This window comes from Roseimaritima multifibrata (genome assembly GCF_007741495.1).
GTDB classification, from domain to species: domain Bacteria; phylum Planctomycetota; class Planctomycetia; order Pirellulales; family Pirellulaceae; genus Roseimaritima; species Roseimaritima multifibrata.
Genome location: NZ_CP036262.1, coordinates 6,797,913 through 6,819,195, shown reverse-complemented (window position 1 = coordinate 6,819,195; position 21,283 = coordinate 6,797,913). Strand labels below are relative to the sequence as shown.

The following is a 21,283-nucleotide window of genomic DNA, read 5'->3' as shown; positions in this document are numbered from 1 at the left end:
TTCTTCGGTGATTCGCTACTGCTCGCGGGGAGCACTGAATTCGCTCGCCCATGGGTTTGTGACCGCCCAGCCTTCGGATGGCGTGGGGAGTCCAAACGCGGTGTAGTACTCGCGCTGCCTGGTTTCGATCCAGGTCGCGGTGTGGCGATAGTGCTGGCTGTTGCGTTGCCGAAGTGCCTTGTGAATGCGTTCTCTTGCCAATGAGAAATCTTGAGCGGCGACGGCGGCGATCGCTAGATTGTGCTGTGCCGCATGCTGCCGCGGATGGTCGCTAAGAACTTGCTCCCAACGGGACGTCGCTTCCGGCCAGCGACCTACCGCTGCCAGTTCGTTGGCCTGACGCGTTTGACGGCTTCCCGGTAATCCCCAGGGCTGGGCAATTTCGATTTCCGTTCGCCGAATATTCGGCGCTAACAGCGACCAGACCTCTCGCCCGGCTGCGGTCGTCAGGAGCGTCGGTTCGCTGCCGGCTAAACCCGCTAGGTCGGGATGCTTTTGAATGCTGGAGTCGGTATCGATCACCATCGTGTGATCGATGACCGGTTTGCCAGCTTTGACGTCGTATAAACGCCAGACGACCGACAGCCGCCCATTTGCGATAGCGGCGTGCGGGTCGGCAGCTTGCCCGGTTGCTGCCTCGGATTGGGATCTTCGGCGGGAGGCTCCGTCCTGGATGATCTCTCCCATCAAAAGCCAGTCCGCATTGGCTTGTTTGGACAACGCAAGGAGCGTCAGGTCGCTCATCGGATCGGGGTGAGCCAGCTCGGTCGCCGATGCCAAAAGGATAGCGCCACTGCCATCGGATTGGATCTGCTTTGGAGTTCGCAGCGTCAACTGTCGGCCCGGGTCTTTCGGCTGTGCCGCGAGGATCGAAGCATGGAGCTGACCCGATACGGCTGGCGGACCACTGACTGGAGCCAGGACCAGTTTTTGACCGACGGTCGTCTGAATTTGCGCAGGTGCCCAGACAGCTATCGGGGATGCCAAGCGGCACCCCGTAGCGGTTACTAACAGTAACCCCACTAATGCGTGGAAGCGAAAACGATAAACTAGCAAGCGGCTAGACCTGTCGGGTGGCAATCATCGACGAAGACAGATGGCTGGATACCGATAATTCTGATTGGGTGTCAAGATCGTTCCCGCGAAAGACAACGCAAAGATGACCGACAGTCCGCTACCGATTTTGCATGAAGATCCGCATTTTCTGGTGATTAACAAGCCGGCCGGACTGTTCAGCCAAGCGGCTAAGGGAATTCTAGCGGTCGAACCGCTGCTAAAGCAGCAGCTTCGAAACCGAGATAGCTTGGCCAAAGATCCGTTTTTGGGACTGCCCCACCGACTGGATCAATGGACTAGCGGCCTGCTGCTGGTCGCAAAATCCAAACTGGCACTGCGGCAATTTGGCGGCCAATTTCAAAGCCGCAAAGTGACGAAAACCTATTTAGCCCTGCTGTCGGGAACGTTGGCAGAAGGGACCCACGTTTGGGAAGACCGCTTGAGAAAAGTGGAAGGGCAGCCCCGTAGCGAAGTCGTCCCCTTCGATTCCGATGAGGGGCAATTGGCCAAACTGGAGATTCGGCGTTTGGCGGTCGAAAATGGATTGACGCTCGCGAGAATCGAATTGTTCACTGGGCGGATGCATCAGATTCGCGTCCAGGCATCCAGACGCGGGCTGCCCGTCGCCGGAGATGTAACCTACTGCAAAAACGTCCCGGCAGAAGTCAGCGAGTCGGATCGCGGTTCGCGACAAGGGCACGCGTTACACGCTTGGGAGCTGGGATTTCGTCATCCCAAGACAGCCGTACCGCTTCAATTTTCCGCAGAACCGCCAGTCGACTGGAACAAAAAGTTTGGTCCCCTGATGCAGGCCTGGGAAAAAGCAACGTAGAACAATCGTCAATTTTAAGTAGGCCGGACCAAAGAGCGATAGCGATGCCGTTCCGGCGGACACTTAATCCGGCCTGCACGCCTCGTTGCTCCGCCTCCCTGAGGCGTGCAATAAATAAGTCGCAAGTGTGGCAGGGAGAAAAGGCCCCATGCCAGCTTGCCTGGCATGAATCAAAGATTTGAAGTTAGATCACATATCCTAATACCGAACCGGACGGCAGCACGCTGAGGGTGACCACTTCTAATTCCAAATCTTTTGTTCCTGTCGGTTAAACCGACGAGGGGACGCTGTGTCAGGACAACTGTTTTGCAATAAGCGAGGCGAGGTGACTTGACGCGAAAACGTTCCGCTGCAACGACTACTCGCGTTTGCAGGGATTACTCAATACTCCCAGGCCTTCGATTTCGACTTCGCAGACGTCTCCGTCATTCAGGTAACGGGGTGGGGTTCTTGCGTCGCCGACGCCGGAGGGAGTTCCGGTATAGATCAAGTCGCCCGGCTTTAGGGTGACGACCTGGGACAGGTAGGAGATGACTTCGGGGATCGAAAAGATTAATTGTTCGGTATTGGAATCCTGCAGCGTTTCGCCGTTTAGTCGAAACTGAATCGATAGTTTCCCTGGATCCGCAATGCTCGATTTGTGAGCCACGAAGGGCCCCAGCGGTGCAAACGTGTCGAAGGTTTTTCCCAGCAGCCATTGGCCACCTGGTTTGCCTTTTTGCCAGTCGCGAGCCGATACATCGTGGCCGCAGGAATATCCAAATACGTAATCGAGGGCGTTATCCGTCGACACTCGATGGCACGTTTTTCCGATCACCACAACCAGTTCGGCTTCGTAGTCGACCCGCTCGCTTTCCGGCGGTAGGACGATCGTATCTTCGGGGCCGATCAGCGTGGAAGGAAACTTGTTAAAGATGACCGGTTCGGATGGAATCGGACTGTTGGTTTCGATGGCGTGGTCGCGATAGTTCAATCCGACACAGATAACCTTTTCCGGTTTTAAAATCGGCGCTAGAAATCGTGGAGATCCTTCTAGTCGAGGCGTCTGTTGGGCTTGTTGCCAAAGTGCGGACAGTCCAACTTGGTCGCCCATTAGGGCTTCCATATTGTCGACCAGCGATGGATCGAGTGCGGATAAAGAGACGATTCCATCTTCAAAAGCGGCACCTAGGCCTGTCGAACCATCAGCAAGTTGATAACGGCAAAAACGCATCGTTGTACTACTAGTTAAGAGCTTCGGAAATTGCACTGCGGAGCTGTTCCAGAGTACGGGCCCCGCCGCCGACAAACAAGTGCGAGACCTTTCCGTCGGGGGTGATGACAACCGTCTGAGGGATCGCTGTGGCTTCGTAACGCTGGGCAATGTCGCCCGTTTCGTCCATCGCCACAATGGGATCGATTTTCAGGCGTTCAAGGGCTTGGCGAATCCGTTCCTCGGACTCCTGTAAATTGACGGCTATCAATTGCAAGTTCGGGTGATTGAATTCTTCGACCATGGCATCCAGTCCGGGCATGGCCTGCATGCAGGGGCCGCACCAGCTAGCCCAAAAATCGAGAACAATGACCTGGCCTTTATGTTCGCTTAATCGATAATTCTCGCCACCTAATAGCTTGAGTTCAAAATCGGGGGCGGGTTGCCCGACCAGGGGTGACCCCTGGCCGTCCATCCCACCACCGGCACCGGCGCGAAAGACCAGTGGGTCGGGAGCGTGCTGCAGACGCCATTCGGCAAACGGAAGGGAAGCATCGTCCTGCTGGATGCTTTTTCCAAACAGCAAGCGATCGACGCTTTTTATTTCTTGAGTGCATTCGCCAAGGTACGGGTTGATTCCCGCAATGACGCCGTTCTTAACACTTGTCGCAGCAAAGGAGAGCCGGGAATTGTCGGCCCGGATCGCTTGGACTTGGCCTGCTAGATCTGCGTATTTGGGGATTTCGACGATCGCTTCAGGAGAGGTTTCCTTTTCGGAATCATCGGCTTCCTGATCGCTCTCTTCATCTTCCTTTTCGTCGGCTGAGAAATCGCGGATCTCGTCGGCGTGCAACCAGATGATCTGAGCGATGTATTTGCGATCGATTTCGCGTTCTTCCAAGCGGGTTTCAATCCGGACCATGCGATCGTCCATGTAGGTCAAACGGCCTCGCAGATAATCACCGTCGGTCGAAACAAGCAGATGAGTCGGAGGGTTGTCGCGGCGCATTCTGGGGACCGTTAACAGTCGCTCCTGCTTTTCCGGTTCGATCGTGTTGGTTTGCACGGCCATCAGTTCAATGGCTCGGATCTGATCGTTGGGGAGAATCGCCTTTAGGTCCCCTTTGTATCGAATGGATGTCTCGTCTTCATTGATCGATAGGATTTCGCATTCGACGGTATCTCCGGACCTTAGATGCAGCGTTGGACTGGAGAAGGAACGAGGCTTTTGTGCGTTTGCGTTTGCGTTGACGCGTTGCATTTGCACGACGCCATTAACGACAACCCTTTGCATGGCCACCCGCATTTGGATGGCAGCATTTCGATTTGAAGTCGTAGTCGGTGGGCTGGAAGGGGGGGATTCACGGTAAACGATTTGCCCGTCCGCTTTCGGCTTAAATGCTACGGCGTTATTCGCCAAAACCGGCGCGAATACGAAGCAAGATTCTTGTTCGCTCGCTTGTCCGTCTTCTAGTCGTCCCCGCAGTTCGGTGCCGGCAGATCGGAATGCACCGATGCGTCCAGGCTTCGATTTACCGGCAGGTTGATTCGCGTTCTCTGGTTTGTCGGTCGGCTTTCGGCTGCTTAGGGAGGCCGGTTTCGATGACAATATGTCCGAAAGAAGGTCTGTCGTATCGACTTTATCAATCCAGTTCGCCGCTTGTTCGCCCGTGCTAACGGGTGTGAAGTCTCGAATGCTGTCGAAGTCGACTTGGACTGGCGTGGCGGCGTTTTCGGACAGGAGAGTCAGTTGGCCTTTTTCGACCGATTGCACCTTGCCCAGAATTCGCATTCCCGAGTGCGTGGAGAGAGCGATGCGATGTTGTGTCGCATCTGCGTTCGGAACGGTTGTCTGCGGGCGGTTCAAAATCACCTGAAGCACGTCTGCGGCAGCAATGGTTTTGCTTTCTCCTGCGACGTCGAAGACAAGCGATTTGCCTTCATCCGTTAACGATTGAAGGGTTCCTTCGAACGCTTCTTGGTTTTCGGTCCAGACGGTTGCCGATTTTCGATTGGCGGACGTGAACATTCCCTCCTTTCCCTCGCGGATGACAAGCGAATCCAGCCGAGTGGTGCCGCGCATGACTTTGAACAGTAGCCCGGTCTGCGGTTTGACATCCTTTCCCGTCAATGTCATGTCGCCAAGCACTTTGCCATCCATGTTCTGGACCATGATCCGTCCGCTGGTTTGATCAAGCAGGATTGAAAGCTGAAGATATCCGTTTTTTTGCGCCATCGTATCGAGTTGCATGATGTCGGCTGTCTTGTCGAGTTCGCGGAGCAGGACAAGGTCTCCGTCCCATGCTTCGATTGCAAACGCCTGGGAAGGTTTGGGCAGTTGTTGGCGTGTGTTGATACCCTGTGCCCGCTGCAGCTGTGCTTGCTGGTTCTGGATTCCTTCCTTATCTTCCGCGTCGGCTGTCGGGTCGCTTCCCAGTAGAAGCCGAAAATTTGCCGCTTGCTGCCAACCGATTTTGATTTCGATGATCGCTCGGTCGGGTAGCGAAATATCTTTTGATAACTGCGAACCGGGGATTTCGGTAATCAGCCCATTCCCAGACTGTTGCCAAACACTGTCGGCCGTTTGTTTCCATTGGCTAGCCGATCCTGGGCCGACGTACAGGCAATCTTCGCCGCTGCGCCAACGAAAGATGCGTTGGACCTGTTGTCGTTTCAGCTGCAATTCGCCGAAGGCCGTGGTTCGCAGGCCAATGAGATCTTCGTTCAACGCGGTTAGGTCGCCATAGAGAAGGCTGCCGTCTTGCAGATAAAGCCCAAACTGCCCCTCCGCAGTGATCGCTTCGGCCGGAGCTGCAAAGGTAACAGAGGTCACCGATTCCAGAGGGAACGCAAAGGGAGCTGTGAAATTCGGGTGTTTCCAGGAGAGTTCATCCTGCTCGGTAACGCCGATCAATTCGCCACTTGCAAACTGCTTTTTCAGTAGGCGGATTTCACTTGGGGAATCGGCGGAAAGAGGGCCGGACGAAAAGGACGTGAATCCGACCACTAACGAGAGAAGGATCGCTGACCAAGCTTTGGGCATCGCAAACAGAGCAAAATCGTGCCGCACGCCAATTGCCTTTGGTGCGGAACGACGCAAGTCTTTGGGCATTTGCGTTGACGCCTTCTTTGCTTTGCCGGTTGCCGCTATGGGAACTGTCCGCAGGGTACCAAAGCAGGTGGCATTGCCTTTGCGCACGGTCGCGGCATCGGCTTCCGGAAGCGTACGGGAGGACGATTCCTGCGGAGAGAAAAGAAAGCAGCACATGGATTGGTCGCTCAGGGTTTATCGCGGGGCGGTTATCGCTCGTAGATCGGAAGGAAGCGAAAGTTCAAGGCCATCGCCAACAGGGATAGTGAGGTATCGGCGATCGGTCCAAGTTGGCCTTTGAAGCTGCCGTCGGTCTGCTGCATCGGTTTCAGTTGCCGCACCAAACCGACATTCCATTTCTCCCAGGCTTCGACATCCCCTTGGAAAAGGGCTTGAGCTTGGTAGTAACGGGTGTATTCCGGCCAGCTGCGGGCTTGCTGTTCGAGGTTGCTGGTCAGGTGGGCGACCGTCGCTTTGAATTTCGGCAGATCCTTGCGGCGGGCGACGGCATAGACAAGGCAAGCGATCGAGCTGCGTGCCAGCGAATCGCCCATGCCTCCCATGCCGCCGGAATAGCCGACCTGCCCACCGTCGGACGTCATGCTGGTGAAGTACCCAATCGCTTGATCGATGTTCTTGTCGGGAACTTCGATCCCAGCATTCCTCGCCGCCAGCAAACTAACCAGGATCGCGCCACTGACGGACGTGTCCGCATCGGTCGACGTTGGAGAGTATCGCCAGGCATTAAATTCACTGTTCTTTTGAGCGGTCAGTGAGGATCGCACGGCTAGTTCCAATGACTTGCCAAGCGAACGCATTTTATCGCCTGACCAATCGCGATCGTCGACCGTTCCGTAGGCTTCGGCGACGGCAAGCGTGGCAAAACCGTGGTGGTACATGCTGTTGCCATAGTAGCCCGTGTCGGCGTCTTGCCCACGAATGATCGCTTGCAAGCCCGAGCGAATGTTGCCAGCGTACTGGCCGAAGTTAGGGTCCTCGCCCGATGCCAGGAAGGCCATGATCGCCATGCCAGTAACCCCTGGGCCCTGGTGGGAAGTGTTCTGCCATTCCCCTTCGTTTCCCTGGGACTTCGCCAGAAAAATCAAGCCGCGCTCGTACATCTCGCGGACATCACGCGGAACCACTTCCCCGTAACGCTGACCAGGTAGTTGAGCCCAAGCGGATTGATCGATTCCACAAAACGATACTGTCAGAACGGACAAAAAAATGGCCAACCGCACTACCGGTGGGTGAAGCGTCGAACGACGGTGAAGAAGCATGTTTGTCACATTAGTCATCGGCAAGCAGTCCTTGTTGTTGAAGGAATCGCTTGTAGGCGTGCCCTTGAGCGGCATACGCTTTAAAGGCTTTCAGCTGGTTTGCATCCAGTACCGATTTCATCGCGTCCGTGTCCAGCAACCCAATTTGGTAACGCATGTAATAGTTAAGGTACGCAGACGGCTGGAGTTCGAGGTTGGTGTTCTCGGTGAGGACGGTTAACAACGCCTTACGTTGATGATCCAGTAAGGGAATCAGCTGTTCGATTTCGGCTAAGGCGGTGCGGATGACGATCAGCCTTAGCCGTGCTTCACGCTTTTTCCGCCAGGCTTCATGTTTCTTGCGTTGCCCTTCATCAAGAGTGTTCAGCAGCACCTTTTGAAACAACGAATCTTCGGTGAACAATCCTTTCTGCATTCGTAATTGCAGCGGCTGAATTTTTTGGAAGATGACATTGGCGTTTTTGCGATCGCTCTGCAACTCGCGGAATTGGGCTCGATGGATTTCGACTTGATCGAAGAAGTGACGCATGTCTCCGCGGCCCGCCAGCTTTATCTTTTTTTCTTGATCATCGGATAGGCTTAGGTAGGTTTCGATCAATTCAATTTGATTGTCCAGTTGCCCTTCTAAAACTTCCTTGCAGACCGTTTCATTTTTTAAGTTTTGAAAGACCCAGGAATCGAATTGACGGTCGGGGATCATCGGTTGTCCCGCCGCTGCGATCGCTTGGAATTGAGCGTGTGAAGATTGAGCGATCAGGCTGGCGACGATGATGACGACGCAGGCGAGAGATGTTGGTGAAAGCACTTTTGCGATGATCCACGCTGGCGTCCGCTTTTCCTGAAAGCGTTTCGATAGACAACTCATTTCTTCTCCTGTGGCTGGCCGTCGACAATGTCGCCCGCTGCTTGTTTCGCTTCGTCGTCGACCGCTTCGGCTGGCGGTTCCCAAAATTTCTCTTTGAAGAAGGTGTTGGAGGACTGCAGGCTGGAGTAGCTGGTCTGTTTATTTGCCAGCGTCCAGATTTTCTTCTGGGATTCCGACAGGTGAGGCACAATCCAGTCATCGGGTATGGAGGGGAGGACATACGGCTGGAAATTGAACCGCATCGAAGAGACGTTTTCGATTTTGTTGGTGAGGACTTTCTCAATGACGTCGTATTGTTCTTCTTCCAAAAGAATGAACTGATCAATGCGCATTAGGATTTGATCGACCAAACGCTGTTTGTCCGCTTCAGAACGCAGGTCAAATTCCTTCGTGTAGGCTGCAAACTGTTCTTCAGTTAGCTGCTTTTTAGCGATCGCCCGAATTTTGTTCCGCAGTCGTACTTGCGGCCCAAGTTGGGAATCTTGGTTCTCGACGACCTTGCCATTGATCTGCACAAATGCACCTCGCTGGCTGATGGCACTGTTCCCTTCATCGGCCAGTTTTTCCAACATGTCGGTGACGTCGATGGCGATCACCATCCGTTGCTCGTCGGTCGGCTGAGAGCAGCGGCGTAGGAACGCTAGTTCAAGATCTGTCGCTGGTCGCAATCGGCTGATGATCTGATTTCGTTGTGCCTTGTTTCGGTTTGCTTGGATGGCATTGTTTTTTGCATCCGCTTTTGCCTGTTTCGCGGCTTCGGCAACCTTTAGTTTTGCGTCAACCCAAGCCTTGATTCTCTTGGCGTCCTCCTCTGCTGTTTTTTTGTCTTTCTCATTTGCGATATCCTTTTCTTTTGGGGCATCCTTTTTCTGGACGGCTGGAGCGGCTTGATCCTTGGCTTGAGGATTCGGATTCGCTTTTGCCGAAACCAGGACGTCGGCAGCCACAACGCTTGCACGCGGTTGTTGGAGTGGTGGTCCCTTTGGATACGCGGTCGCCATGGTTAGACAGACGGCCAAGCAGGATGTCAGGATTCGATCGATCATGGTTTATTGAACCTGTTCCAGTTCATTGAAGTAGCGGTCCAAACCCGCTCGGAATTCGGCGGGAAGTGCCGGGCCGGTTTCGCCCGTCGATTGGGAGATCGCACGATCTTCACGGACTTCATTTTTGTTGATGCCTTTTCCCATCAGGACGATCGCGGTGTCGGTTGTGGTTCCCCCACCGCCGCCGCCCGGCGTCGATCCGCCTCCGCCACCGCCGCCGCTTGGATTGATTCGCTTGCTTTCCAAAAGGCGTTCGATCGCTTCGGTTTCCGCTGCGATTGCCTGCTGTCCGGTGTCAGGGCTGCGGAGGATCTCGGTCGCGTCGTTCATGACCGGGATAACCCCTTCCAGTAGTTTGATGTCCTTGGCAAATCGTGCCGCTCCCTCAGGCAGGGCTTCGATCGCTTCAACGACTTTGAGGATTCGTTTGCTCAATCCATTTTGATCGCGGGACAGGCGTTTGGCTTCGGTCTGAAATTGCTCCTCTTCGGTCACCTCGCGAGCCTGTTCAGCGACTCGGGTTTCTTCACGCAGTTTGACTTCTGCTTCCAAGACGTGAAGAACCTCCAGAACCAAGGAAGGGGGTAGGCTGCCAGGCGATTTGCCGCCCGGGCAACTACCGTTGGAGGCGGGATCGACAAGGTCCTCCGCCCAGCGGTCCAGCGTATCGGACCAGTAGTCGCATTGGGCGACCGAGGTGGCTTGATGGGAGACCAAGTCCGAACCTAATTGCCGCAGCCCCCCGACGACATCTTCTTTCTTCATGTCTTCGAGAATGGTTTTGAAATTGGTCAGACGGCGTCGCTCAAAGTAGGCGTGCATGTCGTCCATGATTCGCGATACATCTTGCGAACTTTCTTCTTCGCTGGTCTGCAGGTGAGCCAGTTTTTCCTGGACGGTTTTCTCGTCGGCCACTTTTTTGTCGCCAAACTTTGTGCGGCCAAACGTCGAATCGATATCTTCGGTTAGGTCCCCGCCGATCGCGTATTGCTTCCGTGCGGCTGCCTTCAGGCGTTTAACTAACGTGCTTCCTTCCAGGTTGCCGAGGATCTGATTCAGTTCGTCGGAGATTTTCTCAAATTCGGCCAGCAGGTTCTCTTGTTCATGGACCGCTTTGTCGACGGTGTCGTTTGCTGGGGGAGGTGGTTCTTTGGGTTCTCCGCCCGGACCAATCAGCGTCGTTTTTGCCAGCCCCAGTGAAGGGGAGGAAGGTTTCTTGGGAGGGGCGTCTTCTTCGGACGGCGCCGGTTCGTTAGCGGGTTGTTGATTCGATTCAACGTCGGCGATGGTTGGAGCTGGCGGTGTTTTGTTTTCAGGATCGGGTTCCTCTTCGCGGGGCGTCCCGCCGGAGCCGGTGGCGCGGACCTTGCCAGCTTGCGGCCCTTGTGGCTTAGGAGGCGTGTTGCCAAGTTTCGCCAGTTTGGATTGTTCGGACGCCTCCTGCAGCAGGTCGGCAACGTTGGGCATTCGGTTGTCCGAAATATCCTGTAGGACCTGCAGCATTTCGGCCCAGCGGTCGAGGTGTCCAACGCCGATTTCGGGATTGCGGGCTGCCTGTCGGACCAGTTCTTCACCGGCGCCGGTCAGTTTGCTTAGTCGTCGTCCATTGGTCCGTTCGGCTTGGGCTTGTCTTTCCAATCGGCGACGTGCTTCGGGACGATCCAGTTCGTCCGCGGTCATGCTGCGGAGTTCTTTGTTGGCTTCAAATAGTTGGCGTTCTCGGTCACGGACTTCAAGTGCCTGGCGGTGCCATTTGTTTAACTGTTCGGCCATCCAGATCGCATGTTGGTCTGGCGTTAAAACAAATACGGTGTAGGGGGCGGAATAAATCGGTGGACGATCGGGAAGGTAATCTTCCGCCCACATCCGCAGATGGAGGGCTTGTGCGGGAATCCCCAACGAGTTCGCTGAGAACGTTCCCTGAATGTCCATCGATTCCGATTCAGGACTTCCGCCTGCGAGCGCTCGGCTGCCTTCAATCGGTTCGTCGACGAACTGATCGTTTAGACTGCTCCACTGAATTCCAACTCGGCGGATCCCGAAGTCGTCGTTGGCTTTGATGCGGAAATTGAGAAGTTCGGAGTCAAGGACAACGCTGGTCCGTTGAAGATTTTCGCAGGCGACCGTGGGCGCTTCGTCCTCGTGGGCTTCGATCGAAAGCGAAAACGGTTCGCGTCCCGCCAAACCAAATTCGTCTTGCCAGTCCAGTTTCCAGTCGGCCATTTGTTCGACCGGGACCGTGGTCGAAACAAACTGATCGGATTGCACGTTGACCGCTTCGCCGTTGACATGGGCGGCGGTCAGAGGTCGACTGATTTTGGCGCGGACAACCGCTTGGCTTCCTTTGACAATGGCCGCCATTCCGCTGCGGAGGTCTTTTTCGATCCCTTTGGTTCGCTGCAGGTATTCTGGCAGAGTCACTTCCGCGGTCAGTTCACGTAGTTCGGGGCGCAGTTTGGGGACGACCGCAATCTCGCGGCGGGCATCGCCGACTCGCAACGCCAACGCTGCATCTTCGATCAACGGGGGCAGTTCAAACTGGTAACCTTCTTGTTCGATCGATGTTTCGATCGGTGGACGTGATCCAATCGAAACCTGGGCGGTATCGGGGTGCCATTCGGTCGATTCGGTCAAGCGAACATCCAGGGGAAAGGATTCGCCATGGGCGACGATGATCTGGTTGGGGATCTCGTCCAAGTGTGTAAACGTGTAGCGTTCGGTCTGTTTCCATGGAGCCAGAAAACGAGCCCATGCATTGCTTGTTGCTGCAGGGAACAACAGCATCAGCGCAGCTGCGCCGCATCCGGTTAGGACTGCGATTCCGCTCCAGCTGCGATAGCGTGAGGGAGGCGTCGCTTTGCGGAGGTCCCGTTTGCTGGAAACTTCGGCGACCTGTTGCATGGCCGCTTCGCACAGCGCCGGCGAGCGGTGTTGTTCCGATTCGTTATGCGTCAGTTCGATCACGCCCAGCAATTGGTCGCCCAGTTGCGGCATGCGGCGGCTAAGCAAACGTGCCAGCTGCTCGGTGCGGCGGTGCTGCCAGATCCAACGATGGAAGAACAATGGAATGACGCCACAAACGATTGCCGCTGCCGCAAAAACTAGCAGACGGATAACGGCCGGCGTGTCGAACAAGCGATCGAGTGCAAAAACGATCAGGAAACCGATCAGTAACCCGCAGAGGGCTAATGCGATCGCTTCGATCGTTTTGATTTTCCATACCTGTCGCCGGTACTGATCTAACTGATTTTCTAGCGACTGGGGAATCACCAATTTCTGGTGTTGTCTGGTCGACGGCTTGTTCATCAGAAATTCCTTACATCCGGCTCAGATTAATCCCACAGCTTTTCGACCGATCCAGAATAGACCGAGAAGAAAAACCATGGTTCCCGCAATCAGTGGATGGCTCCATAATTGCAGCCGCCGGATTGCAGGTGGAGGGTCAGGCAGCGTCTGCAGTGCATTGCGAATCGATTCTAGTTTATCGATTGGAATGACCTGTCCACGCGAAATACGCGAGATTTCTTCCAAAACCTCGGGGCGTGCAGGTTTCCCAATTCGCTCAAGTGCAGCCCCTTGGACGTACACGGTCGTTTCAAGGGTAGCACCCGTTTGTTGGCAGGAAAGGGTTACGCTGTGCTCGCCCGACTCGGTGGAACGAAAGCGACCGCTGAAGGCGCCCCATTGATCCCCTTGGGACGTGAATTGAACGGTTTGCCCACGCCCCGATGGTCCGACGATCCGGGCGGAGACATTTCCGCTGACCAAGGGTTCACCGTTCTCTTCCATCACGTTGGCGGTCAGCGTGACGGTTTGACGGACTTGAGGCTGTTCAGGTGAATAGTACAGCCGCATGGTTTCGCCTTTGGCCATGTTGCGTTGGTAGGCCATCCAGCGAACGACTTGGCCCCAGAATCGATAGTGGTAAAGGTCTTCGACCCCTTTTCGCCAACGCCAGGCTCCGTCGGTCCCCATGAACAGGACTTTGCCGGTGCCGTAGGTTCGCGTCGCCAATAGGGGCAGTCGCCCGTACTCGTTCGAAATGTCTTTGTGGACCGCAAGGACTTCGCTGCCGGGGCGGGCTTTGATGACCGGGGCATACCACTGGAAACCGGGTAGTGATTCCCAGATTTCTGCGTTCTCTTCACGCGTGTCGGCCAGTTTGGTTAAGAGGCTTCGCTGGCCGATTTCGGTCAATTCGAAATGGCTTGCCGTGCGCGATCCCCACCCGTCGGGCTGCAGCGGATCCATCACGACGGGGTAGAGTTCTTTCAAGCTGGTTTCCAGCAGACCGGACTGCCGCCCTTGCCAGCCCGGGATGAAAACCAAGCCGCTAGCTTGCTGCTCGACCAGCCCTTTCAGTTGGTCGCATTGTTCGACGGTCAATTGACCATCATCGATTCCAACGTCGCCCAGAAAAACGACATCGTACGGCGACAGTTGGTCTAGGCCTGCGGGGAATTCACTGATGTAGTCCGCATTCCCGCCGCCCACTTTGTCCAGTTGAGGATGGAATAGCAAGCAGGAAACTTCGATGCCAGGGTCTCGAGAGAGGGCGTTGCGTAGATAGCGATATTCCCAGCGTGGTACCGATTCGATCACCAGCACACGAAGTCGTTCTTCGCGGATTTGAATCGGGGCCGTTCGTTGATTGTTCTCGGTAAGCGTTTCGCTGCTGTGCGGGGGGACTTCCAAAGTCAGGGTGAAATCGCCATTGGCTGGCGGTTGCCAGATCAGGGAATCGTTGGTTCGTCCCATCGCAGCGACAAGAACGTCTTTGCTGATTTCGTCGCCCTCGCTTGAGCGGAGAACCACGGTGGTTGAGTATTCGCGGGGCAGGGCACTTTCGATGGTAAACGGAATGCGTACGGCTTTGCCTTGAATCCCAAAAGTGGGGACGTCAAAGCTGAGCAGTTCCAGGTCGGGTAATTGGCTGGAACGTCCCACCGGAACGCTAAAAACCGGGACCCCTTTGCCACGTAAGCGAGCGGCCGCTTCGACGGGGGGGGATCCGAGATTCCAGTCGCCGTCGGATGCTAAGACGACTCCTAGCAAGTTCGGATGTTGGTCGATCACGCCACTTAGGGGAGCGGTCAAATTCGATCCGTCTTCGCTTTCGGGAGAAGCGAAGGGTTCGATCACGACGTTAAATCGGTCTTGCAGGCCGCTCCACGTTTCTGCTTCGGAAAGGGGAGCAACTTGTTCGTGCCGTGTGACCGCGGGGCCGCCGGTGCTGCGAACCGCGTCCATCGTCGTCATGCTGTCGGAGGCGTCGTATAAGACCGCAACCGTCGGTTTTTCCTTGGGACGATATTCCTGGACCCATTCCGGTTGGTTCAGTAGGACAACGCCGGCGGCGATCAAGCAGAAGCGGAGCAGTTCCAGCCAGCCAATCACGCGGCGGTATCCGCTACGCCGCCAAGCGAGCCAACAAAAGATCGCTCCTGCGACGATCAGAACGACGGAAAGTGCAAGCGTCCAAGGGGACCATTCAAATGTAAGGGCTTGGGTTCGATTCATGGCGTTGCGGCTCCTTCGTTCGCAGTTCGTTTCTGCGGAAGGCATAACGCCGCTTCAACAATCATGGCGACGATCATGATGATCAGGAACAGACGCCATATTTCGTTTACCAAGGATCGGAGGCTGCCCGCCTGGTCATCGACGCGGGAAAAATCGAGTCCTTGAAATAAGGATTCCAGTTTTTGATCGCTTACCAGGGTGGCGCTGTCTTCGGCTTTGCTGCGATTGATTGCCAGCAGCTTTTGGCTGGTTTCGTAGATTCCCGGCTGGATTCCGTACTGGGAGGAAATGGCGTCTTCGTTAACGCTGACCGCTCGCCAGTCGACCGCTTCGCTGGCTCCCGCGTCCAGGGAACGCGTGTCGCCCAAGGCTTCGCTGCCTCGCAGGATGGCTCGCTGGATCGCGACGTACAGCACCACACCGTCGCGTGCCAACGTGGAATCGCCGGGGTTGGGAGTGGTGGTGCAAAAGTAGATGCCCGGCGGTCCGGAAAGAGACGTGGTATCTCGGTTGCCAGCGGGGTCATTTGTAAATCGATTGGCGCGGACTAGCAGAGGATGCTGTTCATCCAAACTTGCCAGCGGCGTGTACTCGCCCTTCAGTCCCGCGTACTTGTGAATTTTAAGTTTGCCAACTGGCAGAGAGGCTCCACTGATCGTGTTGGCAAGCAGGTCCTCGTCGCCTCGCCAGTTGGAAACTTCGGCCCCTTTGTCGTCGGAAATCCAGGGCTGCCAACTCAAACCGTAGGCTTGCTGGGAACCAATGATTTTGGGAGGGAAAAACAGTACCTGTCCGCCCGCTTGGACAAAAGCATCGATCGGTTTTTGTTCGGCGGCACTTGGTAGGTCCCCTTGCCAGACCAGGAGGGCAACTTCTTCCCAGGGGATCGTCGCCAGCTGATCGCGGTTGACCGTTTCGGCGGTTGCCGCGACATTTGGATCGGGAGAAATTTGGGCTGCCAGCAACAGCGGTCGCGAGGTTTCTGGATCATCGCTGACCAGAATGGTTTTGCGGGGTGCGGGTTCCGCAAACACAAAGTAGGCATCGTTATCGGCGGGGTTGGTGTCGGCAGGGATCGAAACACGACCCCAACCACGAACCAATTGGCTATCGATTGGAATTGGGTGGTCTTTGATTTCGGCACTGCCGCCGGTGAGCGCGATCGTCGTTTCCGAGCGGGCGCCTTCGATTTCAAACTGCAGCGGGAATTCGCCTTCCGCCGTGTTGTTTTCGTCGCCGCTTAGGCTTAGCGAGACCAACAGATTTGTGGTGTCCCCTTGTTGTTGACGACGCACGTTGGTGACTCGAATCGATCGGTTCTGAGCTGTCGGTTCACTGTACGCCAGCAGATGAAATTTGGTCGTCTGTGGCAATGATGCAAAGTTGTCTCGAAGCGCATCCCAGCGTCCGCTTCCCGATTCCCAGTCGCTTTCTCGCAGGTCGGAAACGATCCAGACATCGGCGCGTCCGACACGGTTTGCTTTGACATAGTCGTACGCGGTTTTCAGCATCCCCGCCAGGTCGGCCGTGTTGCCTGCCGGGCCGGTGTCGGTCGCGTCCGAGATTGCTTCGATCGATTCGAGTTCTCGCGCCGACGAATCGCCACTGTCGATTAAGACCAACCGCGAAGTTCCCAGCGTGGCCAGTGCGTCGCTAAGTTGCCGCCTAGCGGTATCTAGTTTGCTGCTGTTGGACCCGGTGCCGATCTGTTGCATGCTAGGCGAACGGTCCAGGATCACGATCGTCGCATCGGCTCCGCCACCGGCGGTTGCTCCCAGCCAGCCACTTGCCAGGGGACGGCTGATCACAAACAACAGGCCTGCAATCGCCAGCATCCGAAACAGAAGAATCAGCCACTGCCGCAACCTTGCATAGCCTCGCGACATCCGGTTGGCGGCCAGCAGAAACATCATCGCCGCCCAGGGCATCGTCTGGAAACGACGCTGGTTGATCAGATGGATGATGACCGGCAAAGCGACCAGCGGTAAAGCGAGCAGCATCCAAGGTTGTAGAAAACTCATCGTACGCCTCGCCCTCGAGTTCTCCCGACCAGGAATCGCATCAACGCTTGCTCGAACGGTTCGTCGATCCGAGTCCGATGGTAATCGACCCCGGTTTCCAAGACGATTTGTTGCAGTTGTTTGAGGTATTCGTTGAGCGCCGTTTGGTATCGATCGGCAATCACGTTCGGTTCGGCAAAGATCGCCGGACCTCCTTCCATGTCCAAGAATCGTGTTGGACGCTGGAAAGTAAATTCAAGCTCGGCAGGGTCTAATAACTGAAAAGCGGCCAGGTCATGCTTGCGGAAGCGGAGATGTTCAAAGCACCCACGCAGTTCTGCCGGATCGACAAAGAAATCGGAGATGACAACGATCAAGGCTCGCTGGCGAATGGTTTCGGCCAGTTCGTGCAGCACAGAGATCAGTTGCGTGGGCCCTTCGGGGATCGCCTGTTCCAGGGTGTCAAAGATAAGGGACAGGTGGGCAGCGTTCCGTTTTGCCGGAACGTTTTTTACGATCCCGTCGGCGAAGCAGTGCAGGCCAATCGCATCCCCTTGCTGGACCGCCAAGTAACCAAGCGAGGCGGCGATCTGGCGGGCGTACTGGATTTTGGTTGTTCCGGTGGTGCCAAAATCCATCGACCCGCTGGTGTCCAGGACGACGCAGCAGCGGAGGTTTGTGTCGGCTTCGAATTCTTTGATATAGAACCGATCCGATCGCCCGTAGGCTCGCCAGTCCAAACGGCGCAGGTCATCGCCGGGAACGTACTTGCGGTATTCAGCGAATTCAACGCTGGCCCCGCGGTGCGGGCTGGTATGCTTTCCTGAAACGTTCCCCTGCATCGCACGGCGCGCAAACAAAGGCATCCCGGCTAGGCGAGCAAGGATTTTGGTGTCAAGGAATTCGCGAGGTTGTCGTCCGGTAAACATTAACTCTCGTTCGATTCCTCAATCAGTCGTTTGACGATGTCCTTGGCCGCAATCCCTTCGGCTTGGGCCGCGAACGTGGTGATGATTCGATGGGTCAGCACCGCTGCGGCGACTTCTTGAACGTCCTCTAAGCGAACCATGTAACTGCCCAGCAGGGCGGCTCGAGACTTGGCACCCAGGATCAGGTTTTGGACGGCTCTTGGACCTGCTCCCCATGACACCAACGGAGGCAACCAAGACGGAGCGGACTCACCCTGTGGTCGCGTTTTACGGACCAGTCGAGCCGCGTAGGTGTAGATATGATCGGGCACTGGGACTCGCCGTACCAAAGCCTGATGCTCGAGGATTTTTTCGCCGGTCAGCAGATGTGCCAGTTCCGGCAGATCGCCACCGGTCGTGCTTTTGGCGATCTGGATCTCTTCGGCTTCGTTTGGGTAATCCAGTTCGATCAGCGACATGAAACGGTCCAGTTGAGCTTCGGGAAGCGGGTAGGTTCCTTCCTGCTCGACCGGGTTCTGCGTCGCCAAGACCATAAACGGAGAAGGCAGTTCGTACGTTTTGCCAACCACCGTCACCCGCTGCTCTTGCATCGCTTCCAGCATGGCAGCTTGCGTTTTGGGTGGGGCTCGGTTGATCTCGTCCGCCAAGACGATGTTGGCGAAGACGGGGCCTTTGACGAAGTGGAATTCGCGGCGGCCCTCTGCATTGTCTTGCAGGATGTCGGTCCCGGTGATGTCCATCGGCATCAGGTCGGGAGTGAACTGGATACGGCTAAAATGCAAAGAAAGGGTTTCTGCCAGTTTGCTGACCAGTAAGGTCTTGGCAAGTCCCGGGACTCCCATCAGCAACGCATGCCGACGAGCAAACAAGCAGATGACCAACTGATCGATAACGGCCTGTTGCCCAACAATAACGCGAGCAAGTTCCGTTTTCAGTTTGCTGTGAGCAACGCGCAGGTCGTCGATCGCCTGCACATCGTTATCGCTCAATGTGGGTTCGGTGTCAGGCTTGGAACCAGACGAAGAGATCGCATCGGACATGGTGTATATCGATTCCAATTCGCGGAAATGCATTGACGAGTGAGCACTCTATTTCTCAGCTGCGCAGGTACTACCGAGTCTGTAGCTTAGCGGATCGTACCCCTGAATGGGGTGTCTATTTCATCTCCAAAATGCGTCCGCACGAGAAACAAAGGGTTTTTGTTATCTAGGCGGCATATGAAATCCTAACCCGCCGCGTGAGCGAGGGACTGTACCGTGTCGACCGTTGTCGTTCGCTCACGCGGCGGGTTAGGATTCCTCCCTATGCCCGGCGACCTTCAAATTCGTCACTAAATTAACCGACGCACGTACCGCCGAATCGTCTGATATCGCACGTTGCCGCTCAATGGTTGACGGCATCCGAACTACAAAAGTTCCCGAATGGGGCAAGAATCGATCGTCTGGAGGCTTTTCGCCTGGATAAACGGCCTGGGACTAGATCGCAAACCAGGCGTAGATCCCAACGACAATGATCGCCAAGGTGATTCCGGCGGGGAGTGCCAAAGGCCAGGGAGTCATATCGATTGGGCTGGGTGGGAATTCGTCGTCGCTTGAATCGTCCGTTTGAAGTCCTTCGCTGCCCGTTTGCAGAGGGGCGTACGGTTGGTCCGCGGCAAGGTCCGATTTCGCTGCGGATCCTTGGCCGGCCGATGAATGCTGATGCGATGGTCGAGGTGCAATCGCTGCAAAACCCAACATCATTGCGACAAGGCTAACGAAGACAATTCCCAGGAAGTGGAATTCGTGGATTTGGCCGACAACACTGCTGAAACCGGGAGCAAAATAGCCGCAGAAGATCACGACGACGCCGACAACCAACGCAATGTTTGCAGCGATGGCAGGTGTTTTCTTAGACAACATACCGACCAACACGACTGCAAAGATCGGAATGAAGTAGAGTCCGTTCATCTTTTGTAGGTAGCCAAAGATACTGTCTTGGCCGGCCAGCATTGGAGCCATCGTCATCGCGGCAAGGGCGATGATGGTCCCGAAAATACGGCCCATCCGAACGGTCTCGTGATCGCTTGCCGTTGGACGGATCAGTTTGCGGTAAAACCCAAGACTGAACAGGGTGGCGGTCGCATTCAGAGCTGAGTTAAACGAGCTGAGGATGGCTCCCACCAACGCCGCGGCAAAAAAGCCGGTCAGGCTGGTTGGTAGTACATTGCGGACCAGCGTCCCATAAGCTTGGTCTTGAGGGATCGGGGAGTCTCCTTGTCCGTAAAGATGGAACGCGATGATCCCGGGCAGGACCAGGATTAACGGCGCCAGGATTTTGAACGTGGCCGCGAGGAGGACTCCCTTTTGGCCTTCGGCTAGAGTGCTGGCAGCGAACGTCCGCTGGATGATTTGTTGATTGGTCGTCCAGTAAAACAGGTTTAGCAGGAGCACGCCGGAGAACAGGGTCGGCCAGGGGACCGAACTATCGGCGGAGCCGAGTGAATTGAATTTCTCGGGATGGGTTTCACGGAGCGTCGACAGGCCTTCGAGTGCACTGCCGTCCCCAACGGCGCTCAACCCGAAGTAAGCGATCAAGCCGCCACCGACCAGCAGCCCAAAACCATTCAGCGTATCCGAAACGGCAACCGAGCGAAGTCCGCCAAAAATGGCGTAGATCGAACCAATGATCCCGATCGTCCACACGGTAAGCCAAAGCGTCGCGGTCTCCGATTCGATCCCCGTCAGATCGGAGATCGCCAAGATCTCTTTCAGCCCCATCGCGCCGGTGTAAAGGATGATCGGCAGCAGGATCATCATATAGGCGAGGATAAAGATAAAGTTGGTAATCAGCTGAGTCGTATCGTTGTAGCGACCGGCCAGGAATTCAGGGATGGTCGTGATCCCGCGCCGCAGGTAGCGAGGCAAAAAGAAGACCGCCATCAGGACCAGCGAAACCCCTGCGACAACTTCCCAGGCCATCACCGACAAACCGTTGGTGTAAGCGTCGCCATTCAAGCCCACCAACTGCTCGGTCGAAAGGTTGGTCAACAGCAGCGATCCCGCAATCACCCCCGCCCCAAGGCTGCGCCCGGCCAGGAAGTAGCCGTCGGCCGAATCCGTTTCTTTGTGACGAGTGATCAGCCAAGTCAGGACGCCGACCAAAGCAGTAAAGAAGACGAACGAAACAATGGTAAGCATCGGCGGAGAGCTTTTGAAACGAGGGGAGACGAGCTAGCGGAGAGGAATCGGTAGAGGACAATAAGATACCCTAAAAGTCTCTTTTTGCCACGATACCCTCCCCAGGCTATCTCCCCAATAAATGAGTGGGAGCGTCCGCCCAAGCAAAGAAAGAGTCGCAACGCAAGGCCGTGAGTCTCGTAGTGTCGCCTTTCGCTCCGCGAAGTGAAACTTGTAGGTGACGGTTTCAGGCCTGCTCATCCGAGTCTGAGTGCAGCGATTTTAGCCCAGCGGGCGACAGATACTTGCCGTTG

Annotated in this window: 13 protein-coding genes; 1 reads left to right on the top strand and 12 read right to left on the bottom strand. The window is 55.7% G+C overall.

Annotated features, from left to right (window positions below; translation table 11 throughout):
- Window positions 1-15: 15 nt before the first annotated feature.
- Window positions 16-987: a hypothetical protein gene (locus FF011L_RS24650; RefSeq protein WP_145354592.1), complete on the bottom strand. Its 972-nt coding sequence runs from the start codon at window positions 985-987 to the stop codon at window positions 16-18.
- A gap of 133 nt (window positions 988-1,120) precedes the next feature.
- Here FF011L_RS24650 and FF011L_RS24645 point away from each other — a divergent pair, with 133 nt between their 5' ends.
- Window positions 1,121-1,888 carry an RluA family pseudouridine synthase gene (locus FF011L_RS24645; protein WP_145354591.1) on the top strand — a complete coding sequence of 256 codons (768 nt, stop codon included), beginning with the start codon at window positions 1,121-1,123 and terminating at the stop codon, window positions 1,886-1,888.
- Window positions 1,889-2,246: 358 nt separating this feature from the next.
- Here the strand turns inward: FF011L_RS24645 and FF011L_RS24640 are convergent, their stop codons facing one another.
- The 11 genes from FF011L_RS24640 to FF011L_RS24590 all read right to left on the bottom strand — a co-directional run bounded on the left by FF011L_RS24640 (window position 2,247) and on the right by FF011L_RS24590 (window position 20,990).
- Window positions 2,247-3,101 (bottom strand): fumarylacetoacetate hydrolase family protein, encoded by an 855-nt coding sequence (locus FF011L_RS24640; protein ID WP_145354590.1) that lies wholly within the window; start codon window positions 3,099-3,101, stop codon window positions 2,247-2,249.
- A gap of 10 nt (window positions 3,102-3,111) precedes the next feature.
- Window positions 3,112-6,192: a TlpA family protein disulfide reductase gene (locus tag FF011L_RS24635; protein ID WP_218932865.1), complete on the bottom strand. Its 3,081-nt coding sequence runs from the start codon at window positions 6,190-6,192 to the stop codon at window positions 3,112-3,114.
- A 188-nt stretch (window positions 6,193-6,380) separates the two neighbouring features.
- Complete coding sequence (locus FF011L_RS24630; RefSeq protein WP_246109611.1) at window positions 6,381-7,469, bottom strand: squalene--hopene cyclase; 1,089 nt, start codon at window positions 7,467-7,469, stop codon at window positions 6,381-6,383.
- Complete coding sequence (locus FF011L_RS24625) at window positions 7,462-8,316, bottom strand: hypothetical protein (RefSeq protein ID WP_145354588.1); 855 nt, start codon at window positions 8,314-8,316, stop codon at window positions 7,462-7,464. The genes FF011L_RS24630 and FF011L_RS24625 overlap by 8 nt, the downstream gene beginning before the upstream one ends.
- Window positions 8,313-9,362 carry a hypothetical protein gene (locus tag FF011L_RS24620; RefSeq protein WP_145354587.1) on the bottom strand — a complete coding sequence of 350 codons (1,050 nt, stop codon included), beginning with the start codon at window positions 9,360-9,362 and terminating at the stop codon, window positions 8,313-8,315. Before FF011L_RS24620 ends, FF011L_RS24625 begins: the two co-directional genes overlap by 4 nt.
- Window positions 9,363-9,365: 3 nt before the next feature.
- A complete protein-coding gene (locus tag FF011L_RS24615) occupies window positions 9,366-12,668 on the bottom strand; it encodes a hypothetical protein (RefSeq protein ID WP_145354586.1) in 3,303 nt (1,100 codons plus the stop codon).
- A gap of 21 nt (window positions 12,669-12,689) precedes the next feature.
- A complete protein-coding gene (locus tag FF011L_RS24610; RefSeq protein ID WP_145354585.1) occupies window positions 12,690-14,882 on the bottom strand; it encodes a hypothetical protein in 2,193 nt (730 codons plus the stop codon).
- On the bottom strand, window positions 14,879-16,903 hold the full coding sequence (locus FF011L_RS24605) for a BatA domain-containing protein (RefSeq protein ID WP_145354584.1): 2,025 nt from the start codon (window positions 16,901-16,903) through the stop codon (window positions 14,879-14,881). Before FF011L_RS24605 ends, FF011L_RS24610 begins: the two co-directional genes overlap by 4 nt.
- Window positions 16,900-17,811: a DUF58 domain-containing protein gene (locus tag FF011L_RS24600; RefSeq protein ID WP_145354583.1), complete on the bottom strand. Its 912-nt coding sequence runs from the start codon at window positions 17,809-17,811 to the stop codon at window positions 16,900-16,902. Before FF011L_RS24600 ends, FF011L_RS24605 begins: the two co-directional genes overlap by 4 nt.
- The gene (locus FF011L_RS24595) at window positions 17,811-18,851 is read right to left on the bottom strand and encodes an AAA family ATPase (RefSeq protein WP_145354582.1); all 1,041 of its coding nucleotides are present in this window, start codon (window positions 18,849-18,851) and stop codon (window positions 17,811-17,813) included. The genes FF011L_RS24600 and FF011L_RS24595 overlap by 1 nt, the downstream gene beginning before the upstream one ends.
- 435 nt (window positions 18,852-19,286) lie before the next feature.
- Window positions 19,287-20,990, bottom strand: coding sequence for a solute:sodium symporter family transporter (locus FF011L_RS24590; protein ID WP_145354581.1), 1,704 nt, complete (start codon window positions 20,988-20,990; stop codon window positions 19,287-19,289).
- Window positions 20,991-21,283: the final 293 nt, after the last annotated feature.

Bases quoted from the DNA above. Each gene is read 5' to 3' on its own strand.
- FF011L_RS24640 (WP_145354590.1), bottom strand. From the start codon at position 3,101: ATGCGTTTTTGCCGTTATCAACTTGCTGATGGTTCGACAGGCCTAGGT.
- FF011L_RS24605 (WP_145354584.1), bottom strand. From the start codon at position 16,903: ATGAGTTTTCTACAACCTTGGATGCTGCTCGCTTTACCGCTGGTCGCT.
- FF011L_RS24635 (WP_218932865.1), bottom strand. From the start codon at position 6,192: ATGCCCAAAGACTTGCGTCGTTCCGCACCAAAGGCAATTGGCGTGCGG.
- FF011L_RS24595 (WP_145354582.1), bottom strand. From the start codon at position 18,851: ATGTCCGATGCGATCTCTTCGTCTGGTTCCAAGCCTGACACCGAACCC.
- FF011L_RS24625 (WP_145354588.1), bottom strand. From the start codon at position 8,316: ATGAGTTGTCTATCGAAACGCTTTCAGGAAAAGCGGACGCCAGCGTGG.
- FF011L_RS24630 (WP_246109611.1), bottom strand. From the start codon at position 7,469: ATGACTAATGTGACAAACATGCTTCTTCACCGTCGTTCGACGCTTCAC.
- FF011L_RS24615 (WP_145354586.1), bottom strand. From the start codon at position 12,668: ATGAACAAGCCGTCGACCAGACAACACCAGAAATTGGTGATTCCCCAG.
- FF011L_RS24600 (WP_145354583.1), bottom strand. From the start codon at position 17,811: ATGTTTACCGGACGACAACCTCGCGAATTCCTTGACACCAAAATCCTT.
- FF011L_RS24620 (WP_145354587.1), bottom strand. From the start codon at position 9,362: ATGATCGATCGAATCCTGACATCCTGCTTGGCCGTCTGTCTAACCATG.
- FF011L_RS24590 (WP_145354581.1), bottom strand. From the start codon at position 20,990: ATGCTTACCATTGTTTCGTTCGTCTTCTTTACTGCTTTGGTCGGCGTC.
- FF011L_RS24610 (WP_145354585.1), bottom strand. From the start codon at position 14,882: ATGAATCGAACCCAAGCCCTTACATTTGAATGGTCCCCTTGGACGCTT.